Here is a 10,066-nt window from a genome sequence, read left to right as displayed (position 1 = left end):
TTGGGCCAGTTGATTACCAATACCTCTAGAACCGGAATGGAGCATTAACCAAACTTGATTGTCTGTATCTAAACAAATTTCGATAAAGTGATTACCACCCCCCAGAGAACCCATTTGTTTAAGGGCTTTTTTCTCTAGGTTTTGTACGCCTCGATGAATTTGTTTAAATTCCGCCCATTTTGGCCATTTAGTTACATCCCTATCCACTTCCTTATTTTCAGCAAAACCGACGGGAATATTCGCCTCCACATCGAGGCGAATTTTTTTAAGTTTTCCCTGCAATTGTTCACCAGTAAAAGGCATTTTTAGGGCAGCCATGCCGCAACCGATATCGACTCCGACGGCGGCGGGAATTACGGCATCTTTGGTGGCAATCACCGAACCGACTAAAGCGCCTTTACCCAAGTGAACATCGGGCATTAAAGAAATGTGTTTATAAACAAAAGGGAGGGAAGCGACATTTTTGGCCATTTGGGTTTCTTGGGGTCCCAATTCATGCCCAGCCCAAGATAAAATCGGTGTCGGTGTGGAAAGTTCCAGAGTTTCGTAAGCCATAGTTTTTATGAAATAATCAGGTTAAAAGCGGATACAACCAAGACAATAAGGCAATTGAGATTCTGCGATGAATTAGATAAATTGTTATCAGTGATCGTGTTTTAGCACAGAGGATAAGCTGTTGACTATCTAATACCAAATCCGTTTTTAATAGTGTGATTAACTCCCAAGTTATGAATTGTTTCTCCCCACATCCTACACCCCACTATCCTATACTTTTTAAACAGGATTTAGTATAAATTACCCGTTCAGACTGCCTCCCAGGAGAATTTTTGACTTTTACCGCAGGTTTACCGACTACTGTAATACTACCAAAAAGGTTCGGATACCTACACTATCGAGAAAGCGGGGTTATTTTGCACTATAGAGATAACAAAGGAACTGATAGGGGTGGGTATCGCCTAAAAACCGAGTACAGTTCCGATTCTAGAAGTCACTATAATTTGTATCGGAGCAGCACAAAGATTATGGGAAAAGTAGTTGGAATTGACTTAGGGACGACTAACTCCTGCGTTGCGGTTATGGAAGGGGGTAAACCCACCGTTATCGCCAACGCCGAAGGATTTAGAACCACGCCCTCAGTCGTAGCCTACGCCAAAAGTGGCGATCGCCTAGTAGGACAAATCGCCAAACGTCAAGCGGTAATGAACCCGCAAAATACTTTTTATTCCGTCAAACGCTTCATCGGCAGGAAATTCAACGAAGTTACCAACGAAGCCACAGAAGTATCCTACAAAACTCTCCAAGACGGCAACGGCAACGTTAAATTAGACTGTCCCGCCCAGGGCAAACAATTCTCCCCCGAAGAAATTTCCGCCCAGGTACTGCGGAAACTGGTGGAAGATGCCAGTAAATACCTCGGCGAAACCGTTACCCAAGCAGTCATCACCGTACCCGCTTATTTTAATGACTCCCAACGTCAAGCCACCAAAGATGCCGGGAGAATTGCTGGGGTTGAAGTTCTCCGCATTATCAACGAACCCACCGCCGCCTCTCTTGCCTACGGATTAGACAAAAAAGCTAACGAAACCATTCTTGTTTTTGACTTGGGTGGGGGAACCTTTGACGTATCGGTTCTAGAAGTGGGTGATGGTGTCTTTGAAGTTCTCGCTACCTCTGGAGATACTCATCTCGGTGGTGATGACTTCGATAAAAAAATCGTTGATTATCTAGCCGGAGAATTCAAAAAAGTTGAAGGAATAGATCTCCGTCAAGATAAACAGGCCCTGCAACGTCTCACAGAAGCGGCAGAAAAAGCCAAAATTGAACTTTCTAGCGTTACCCAAGCGGAAATTAACCTGCCCTTCATCACAGCTACCGCCGAAGGACCAAAACACCTAGATACTACCCTAACCAGAGCTAAATTTGAGGAAATTTGCGCCGATTTAATCGATCGCTGTCGGATTCCCGTCGAAAACGCCATCCGTGATGCCAAAATCGATAAATCTGCCCTCGATGAAGTGGTTCTCGTCGGTGGTTCAACCCGGATTCCCGCCGTTCAAGAATTAGTTAAAAAAGTTCTGGGCAAAGATCCTAACCAAAGCGTTAACCCCGATGAAGTGGTAGCCGTAGGTGCCGCTATTCAAGGTGGTGTTCTCGCCGGTGAAGTCAAAGATATTCTTCTGCTTGATGTTTCGCCCCTGTCTTTGGGTGTGGAAACCCTCGGCGGTGTGATGACGCGGATTATTCCCCGCAACACCACTATCCCCACCAAAAAATCGGAAGTTTTCTCCACAGCAGTGGATGGACAAACTAACGTGGAAATCCACGTCCTGCAAGGGGAACGGGAAATGGCCAAAGATAACAAGAGTTTGGGAACTTTCCGACTCGATGGCATCCCTCCCGCTCCTCGTGGTGTGCCTCAAATCGAAGTGGTCTTCGACATCGATGCTAACGGTATTTTAAATGTCACCGCTAAGGATAAAGGTACAGGAAAAGAACAATCGATCAGCATCACCGGCGCTTCTACCTTGCCCCAAAATGAAGTGGAACGCATGGTAAATGAGGCAGAATCGAACGCCGCAGTCGATAAGGAACGTCGCGAACGCATTGAACGCAAAAATCAAGCTGATTCCCTGGTTTATCAAGCTGAGAAGCAGTTAGCCGAGTTGGGCGATAAGGTTCCCCCATCCGAGAAAAATAAAGCCCAGGCATTGATTAAGGAACTGGAAGAAGCGATCGCTCAAGACGATGATGGTAAGATCAAAACCATCCTACCGGAATTACAACAAGCCCTCTACGCGATCGGCAGCAGTATGTATCAGCAAGGGGCCCCCAGCAATCCCACCGGTGGCAATAATGACAATGGCCCCTCTGGTGGTGCTGGTGGTGGCGATGATGTCATCGATGCGGAATTCTCCGACGCTAAATAAAAATTAAGTTCTTAGCTTCGGGAAGGACACAAGGTAACTTGTGTCCTTTTTTTGTTGCAGCTTTCTTACAGATAAGGTTGTTACTGAAAATGGCTCTTCTGAGTTTGGTATGCTTCTCGGCGGTTTATCAGGAGCCTAAGGGATTGAAACACCTTCCAGATAAGTCTTTCGTGTTTTTTTCCCGCTCTAAATTGAATTAATCCCTTGCCGGATAGGGTTTCCAGCTAAGTGTAACATCGATTTGCATAATGAACCAAGTTGACTAAACTACACACGGGGATGTAAACTCGATCGCTTACGTCCCCGAAAAACATCAATTAACCATCATTACTATTGTCTTGATTGCGCTTTTTAGACAGCAATACACCTAACCCTAATATTACTATTGCCAAAATTGTAGAAGGTTCGGGAATAGCTGTCGATGAACCCACTTGAACTATTTTTATAAACTGACTTTGATTGCCAGAATAACTGGCAACACTGCCATCGCTAAAACCAGTTTGAGATAAATCAATATTAAGTACCAGACTAGAATTACCATTGCCGATTACTTGGAAGTGCAATAAACTAAAAGTATCCAATTGATTAATTCCCAGAGGTGAACCAATGCCTGCTAAGGGGAAAGCACCGCCGCCTAAGTTAGTAATTGAACCATTGGTATTGTCTAAGATTCCCGTCCGTCCAAAGGGGAACCTAGAGGTAACAAGAGGACTATTGATATCTGAGGGAGTGAAAGGATTATCGATGTTTTGAATTGAGCGAGGATCGAAGGATAAATTAATGGCACTGCTAGTGATACCGACTGGATTAATATCACTATTTTCCATTAAAATTTCTACAAAAAATCTATCGCCTACACGGAGAGGACTATTAATAATAGTTCCCACTAGGCCACTATTATCAGTTTTGAGGTTGAATTGAGTAGTCAGACTAGACATAATGTAGTTCTCCTGAGTTAAAAAAGTTAGTGAGTTAAAACAAATGCTACAACCCGGCAAGGGAAGTCACACTAACTGGGTACATCATTTGTACTCTGGTAAAGTTACTGTTTCTGGAAAAGACAGTACCGATGCCAAACTGTATCAAGAAAAAGAAGTTAAGAGGAATCAAGAAAATGGCACAAATTAAATATCGCATGGTGATTCAATGGTCTGATGAAGATAATTGTTTTTTGGCTGCATTGCCTGATTTTCCAGGGCAATATTGGCGTACTCATGGAGATACTTATGAGGAAGCTGTCGCTAATGGAAAATAAGCTATAGAATCGCTAATGATTGCTTATCAAGCAGATAATGAACCCTTACCTGAACCTTTATTTTGTAGGATGGGTTAGGAAGTGCGCTAACCCATCAAACCTAATCAAAAGCCATCATAATTAATCTGAATTGTTGGGTTTTCTTGGGTCAAACCAACCTACAGAGTTAATCTAAATAACTAACCCAAATTCAGAATTTAAGGGAACCAATTCGGACAGATTAATTCTTCCATCTCCGGTAATATCAGCAGTAGGGTCATAGTTAGTTTGTCCACTGCTACTACCAAATAACCCCGGACGTTGTAAGGTAGTTAAGTCGGTTAAATTCACCCGTCCATCGTAGGAAATATCACTGTTAAAGGTTGATTTCCCTGTTAGTTGAATGTTCAAAGCGGAATTGTTTTGAGCATTACTGTTGATGACTAAACCGTTAGCCAAATTAAAGTTTTCTCGCGCTGCTTTGGGTGTATATGCTAAAGCAATACGTCGAGTTTGTCCGGGGTTTAGCAGTATGTCTCCATTGGCAAAATTGGCATCTGTGGTGACATTTTGTGCATTGACAGTAATACCAGCAATGGCGAGTACATCGTTAGTTCCCACTGCGGTATTAGTAATATCAATGTATTGGGTTCGGTCAGCAAAATTGGGACGGACAAAGAGGCTATCGGTTGCACCTTGGCGGTATTGGGAGAGTTTTGTGCCGAAGGTGATGGCGTTTTTATCTACTACGATTGTCCCTTCATTAACGTTAGTAATATTAACGTTAAATGTCTTTTCCGTAGAGAGTTTATAACCGTCGGTTGCTTTGACTCCCAATTGATAGGATATTACTCCACTTTCATAGTCAATGGTATTAGAACCTGCTTGAGTGAGGGTAATTTCTCCAGTGGTTGCATTGATAGCAAAAAGGTCATTTCCTGAGCCATCTTTAGGAGAGGTACTGAGGCTAAAGGTGGGAGTTTGTCCGTAATTATCATCGGTTGCTTCGACTAAGTTACCGGCTACTACTACTGTACCTGCTGCGTTTCTTTCGGCGAGGTTGACGTTGTTAATACTACCGACGATGGGAGCATCATTGATAATGATATTACGGGTTAAGCTTAAAGTACCATTAGGATCAGCAAATGTGCCATCAGCAAAACCAATTTGAGAAGGATCAAAGGTGAGGTTTAAGTTGGAGTTGTCCCGTGTCCCGACTACGTTAAATCGTAGCAAACTAAAGCGATTTAATTGATTAACCCCAATGGCTGTACCTAAACTTGCTTGCGGGACGGAACCGCCACTTAAGTTATCAATTAGTCCGTTAGTATTGTCTAAAGTCCCGTCTCGGAATAGGGTGAAATTAGAAGTAACTAGGGGACTGTTGACATTGCCAATATCAGCGAAGTTGTTGATATTTTGAGCAACATCGGCGGCGAAGCCAAAATCAAGGGAGTTAATGATTAAACCGGCTGCATTGGTACGAATATCACCGACGAGGATTTCCGCAAAGAAGCTATTACCGAGAATAGGATTATTCCCAGTAATTTCATTACCAACTGTCCCGTTATTATCCTCATACAGTTTCAGTTGGAAGCTGAGAGGATTGACATTACTGAGGTTAACGGTAGCGATACCCGTATCGGTTAAAGCGCCGTCACTGGCTTGAATTGTCAGGTTAAAGGGGTTAGTTTGTGCGCTGACATCATTAGCATCGGTAACGGTAATTACCCCAGTATTACTAATAGCAAAGGCTTTGATAGTGTCCCCATCAGTATCGGGATTTCCGGCGGTGATACTGTAGGTTAAGGGGTTATTGTCGGGGTCAGTGGCGTTAATTGTCCCGACGACTGTACCGTTAGGACTGGTTTTAGAAATGCTAAACACAGCATCATTAACCACTGGGGGACGGTTGACAGGACTGGTTAGGTTAACAACAATTGCACCGTTTCCTGTGGCGTTACCATCATTCGCGGTGACGGTTAAATTAAAGCTGTTATTTGTCCCAAAATCACCGGGGTCGGTAACGGTAATTACCCCTGAGTTGTTGATGGCAAAAGGACGAGTGCCGTCATTATCTGTGTCCGTATTACCATTAGTAATGCTAAATGTCAAGGGATTGTTTTCCGGGTCGCTGGCGGTGACAGTACCAACAGTTGCACCCACCGCACTGTTGTTAACAATAGAGAAGGTGGCGTTATTAACAGTAGGCGGACTATTTAAGTTAATAACTGCATTACCTGTTCCTGTCGCGCTACCATCACTAGCAGCAATGGTCAGATTAAAGCTTGTATTTGTGCCAAAATCACCAGGGTCAGTAACAGTAATTACTCCTGCGTTACTGATGGCAAAAGGACGAGTTCCGTCGTTATCTGTGTCAGTATTACCATTAGTGATACTGACGGTGAAAGGGTTATTTTCGGGGTCACTAATGGGGACAGTACCAACGGTAGCACCCACCGCAATACTTTTAGCAATGGTAAAGGTTTTATTGGTGATAACAGGAGGTTGATTGACGGGGGTTGTAAATTCAAAAGCACCTATATCAACTGTAGTACCGTTAACGCGAGGATTATTCCCTAAGTCTTGGGATAGGGGTTCGGTGGTGTTTCCGTCTTTGTCTAAGTCTCGACTGTCTGCGGGGAGGAAAGTATTGCTACCTGCATCTATCGCAGGGGAACCGCTTTTTAAGCGCAAGTCATCGAAGTTGGGATCAACAAATATTGCAGTTGCAAGGGTTAAAGGATCAACGGTGACGTTTCCTGTTCCCGTATATCCTCCCTGTACGATACTATTAGTGATGGTAGCACTCCCTGAAATAGCTGTTCCCCCATGTCCCCAAATGATGCTATTACGGAGAGTAGGGGTATTTCCCTCATTCCGAATAGCACTACCAGCACTAGAAGCATTACCATAAAAGCTGGTATTAACTAAGGTATTAGCACCACCTCCATTAGTAAAAATTGCTCCTCCTTGACCGGTTGCATTATTACGGCTGAAAGTAACATTAGTTTGGGTAGAACTGCTATTTGTAGAATAAATTGCGCCACCACCACTACTAGCAGTATTTTGACTGAAGCTAACATTAGTCAGATTGGAATTACTGAGAGCATTAGAAGCACCGTTATTGAAAATTGCACCACCACTACTAGCACTGTTTTGTTGAAAACTATTCTGAATTAGATTAATGGTACTACCTGTACCAGCAGTGCCGTTGCCAACAAGATAAGTATTAAAGATAGCACCACCGCCCCCATTGTTAGCACTATTCAAATTAAAGTTAGCGTTGGTTAGCGTGGTATTGCTCCCCCAATAGTTGAATAGCGCTCCACCATTACCATTAATGCTACTGTTGTTGGTGAAGGTAATATCAGTCAAAGTTGGGACACTAAGGATATTATAAATAGCACCACCATCGCTATTTGCGCTGTTCTGACTAAATGTAGTGCTATTGATAGTAGGACTGCTACTTGTGTTGTAAATTGCCCCGCCTGAATCACTTCCACCCGATGCTGGATTAGTAGTCGTATTTCCAGTAAAGGTTATATTAGTCATTCTGGGATTACTACTGGAGTTATAGATTGCTCCACCCACATTACTAGCACTATTGTTAGTAAAAGTAACCCGTGTTAGATGAAAATTAGTCCCCCCTGCTGTATAGCTACTGTTGTTAGAAATAGCACCACCAAAAGTAGCACTATTACTACCAAAAGTTACATCAGTTAGGATAGGACTGCTACTGCTATTGTAGATTGCACCCCCATCACTCGAACTATTTTGTTGAAAGCTAACTTGATTGAGGGTGGGATTACTGCTACTACCATTGTAAAGCGCACCACCAGCACCACCACCAGCAGTTGTTCGGTTATTAGTGAAGGTGACATTATTGAGGGTAGGATTGCTACTGGTATTGAAAATTGCACCACCATTATTAGTGGCTGTATTGTTGGTAAAAGTAGCAGTATTGAGAGTAGGATTACTACTACTTTCGTTATAGATAGCACCACCTTGACTACTGGCATTATTGCTAGTAAATGTCGCATTTGTCAGGGTAGGATTACTGCTACCCCTGTTAAAGATACCTCCACCATTAGCAGCATTGTTATTACGGAAAGTAACATTAGTTAAGGTAGGATTACTCGCACCTGTGTTATATAATCCCCCACCACGATTACTAGCATTATTATTATCAAAAATTAGGTTACTCAAAACCGGAGTACCATCATTGATAAAAATACCACCACCATTATTTTGATCCGTTCCCGTACCATTGGCATTACCTGCTGCAATGGTAAACCCATCTAACACCGTTGTATTATTGGTAAAACTCGCAGTAAGAACGTGATAAACATTATCCTGAGCATTCGTTGTTCCTCCAATATCGCCACTTAAAGTAGTGACATTATTGGTAACATTTCGCTGCTCTAAAGTCGTTTCAGTTCCAGCAAAACCCCCATAAACCTTAACTTGGTTTTTCAGGGTAAAAGTTGCTGTCCTGTCTGTGGTTGTCGTCGGTTTATAAGTACCCGCAGCCACCCAAATTTCATCCCCTAATAAGGGTGCAGCATTTAACGCTGCTTGTAAATCAGTAAACGCATTCGTCCAAGAAGTACCACTATTACCCCCTGTCGCTGCCGCGTTCACATAAATAATCCGCTTAGTCGCAGTTGGTGGTGTAGTTGCACCCTCAAACGCGCCAATATCCACACTAGAACCAGCAATACGGGGATTACGCGCCAAATCTAAAGGCGTAGCTTCTGTAGTATTGCCATCTGAGTCAATATCTTGACGATCCGTTGGTAATGAGGCAGAATTACCAGCATCAATCGCAGGAGAACCCGCTAATAAGCGTAAATCATCCCCACTCGCATTAACAAACTTGGGATCAACATCCGTACCATTAAAGACACCCCCCTTAATGATGCTATTGTTCGTATTAATCGTACCGCCATTGTTAAAAATTTCTGGTCCTGTACCACGTCGATCTTGGTTTCCGTAGATAATACTATTACTTAAACCAATGGTACTAGAATTATTAGAAATCGCGCCTCCTCGCGCCGCCACATTCCCACTAAAATCAGCATTAGTGAAATTAGGAAGACTTGAGATATTGTAAACCGCACCCCCATCGGCTGTAGTCGCTGTATTTCGGGTAAAAACAGCATTAGTCACCGTAGGACTACTACTACTAGCATTGTAAAGCGCACCACCGTTATTAACCGCCGTATTCAGTCGAAAAGTGGCATTAGTAATGAAGGGACTACTCAAACGATTATAAATCGCCGCTCCATCCGTAGCAGTATTAAATTCAAACCGTACATCCGACAGAAAAGGATTGCTACCCTGTTCGTTGTATAATCCACCTCCAGAAGTAGCATTATTATCAATAAAAACTGTATTTCTGACGGTAGGACTGCCATTATTGACGTACATTCCGCCACCAGTACCCTGATTTCCCGTCGTACCGTTAGCATTCCCCTTCGTAATCGTAAAACCGTCGAGAATCGCTGTATTATTCGTACTACTTCCTGTAACAACATGATAAGAATTATCCGCAATCCCCGCTACACCAATTTCACCGCTTAAAATCGTGACATTAGTGGTAATATTACGCTGATTTACTGCGGTTTCTGTTCCGGCGAATCCGCCATAAATCCCGACATTATTTTTTAGGGTAAAACTCGCGGTTCTGTCAGTCCCCGTCGTGGGTTTATACGTCCCCGCAGACACCCAAATCTCATCGCCAGCTTGTGCCGCAGTTATGGCACTTGCTAAACTGCCATAAGCATTATTCCAAGCCGAACCATTACCAGTAGAACCGGATTTAACGTAGATGATAGCCATGATATACCTCGTGTGAAAAAGATGGTACAGAGTCAATAGGGAATCCACCCGAACCTTAGTT

Annotated in this window: 5 protein-coding genes and 1 pseudogene; 3 read left to right on the top strand and 3 right to left on the bottom strand. The window is 43.2% G+C overall.

Translation table 11 applies throughout. From position 1 onward, the window contains the following. Positions 1 to 555, bottom strand: a 555-nt coding sequence (locus PX484_RS03785; protein WP_288102907.1) for an RtcB family protein, incomplete at its 3' end; no start/stop codon positions are given. Positions 556 to 1,022: 467 nt separating this feature from the next. Here PX484_RS03785 and dnaK point away from each other — a divergent pair. Further along, the gene (dnaK, locus tag PX484_RS03780; RefSeq protein ID WP_288102905.1) at positions 1,023 to 2,927 is read left to right on the top strand and encodes a molecular chaperone DnaK; all 1,905 of its coding nucleotides are present in this window, start codon (positions 1,023 to 1,025) and stop codon (positions 2,925 to 2,927) included. Between the two features lie 317 nt (positions 2,928 to 3,244). Here dnaK and PX484_RS03775 read toward each other — a convergent pair whose 3' ends face one another. Further along, positions 3,245 to 3,865 (bottom strand): PEP-CTERM sorting domain-containing protein, encoded by a 621-nt coding sequence (locus PX484_RS03775; RefSeq protein ID WP_046661487.1) that lies wholly within the window; start codon positions 3,863 to 3,865, stop codon positions 3,245 to 3,247. 43 nt (positions 3,866 to 3,908) lie between these two features. On the opposite strand from PX484_RS03775, the gene PX484_RS03770 reads away from it, so the two are divergent. Both PX484_RS03770 and PX484_RS25955 read left to right on the top strand, forming a co-directional pair. Continuing rightward, positions 3,909 to 4,055, top strand: coding sequence for a hypothetical protein (locus tag PX484_RS03770; protein WP_287688727.1), 147 nt, complete (start codon positions 3,909 to 3,911; stop codon positions 4,053 to 4,055). Continuing rightward, positions 4,042 to 4,179, top strand: a pseudogene (locus PX484_RS25955) (type II toxin-antitoxin system HicB family antitoxin); the annotation flags it as partial. The gene PX484_RS03770 and the pseudogene PX484_RS25955, both read left to right, overlap by 14 nt. A 174-nt stretch (positions 4,180 to 4,353) precedes the next feature. Here PX484_RS25955 and PX484_RS03760 read toward each other — a convergent pair. Next, positions 4,354 to 10,005 (bottom strand): cadherin domain-containing protein, encoded by a 5,652-nt coding sequence (locus PX484_RS03760; protein WP_288102903.1) that lies wholly within the window; start codon positions 10,003 to 10,005, stop codon positions 4,354 to 4,356. Positions 10,006 to 10,066: the final 61 nt, after the last annotated feature.

The sequence above is a fragment of the Microcystis sp. M49636_WE2 genome (assembly GCF_030065375.1).
GTDB lineage: Bacteria > Cyanobacteriota > Cyanobacteriia > Cyanobacteriales > Microcystaceae > Microcystis > Microcystis aeruginosa_C.
Note: the sequence above shows the minus strand (reverse complement) of the source record. Positions and strands in the feature narration are given on the sequence as shown.

Excerpts from the sequence above, each read along its gene's own strand:
- dnaK (WP_288102905.1), top strand. The coding sequence starts at position 1,023 with ATGGGAAAAGTAGTTGGAATTGACTTAGGGACGACTAACTCCTGCGTT.
- PX484_RS03775 (WP_046661487.1), bottom strand. The coding sequence starts at position 3,865 with ATGTCTAGTCTGACTACTCAATTCAACCTCAAAACTGATAATAGTGGC.
- PX484_RS03770 (WP_287688727.1), top strand. The coding sequence starts at position 3,909 with ATGCTACAACCCGGCAAGGGAAGTCACACTAACTGGGTACATCATTTG.
- PX484_RS03760 (WP_288102903.1), bottom strand. The coding sequence starts at position 10,005 with ATGGCTATCATCTACGTTAAATCCGGTTCTACTGGTAATGGTTCGGCT.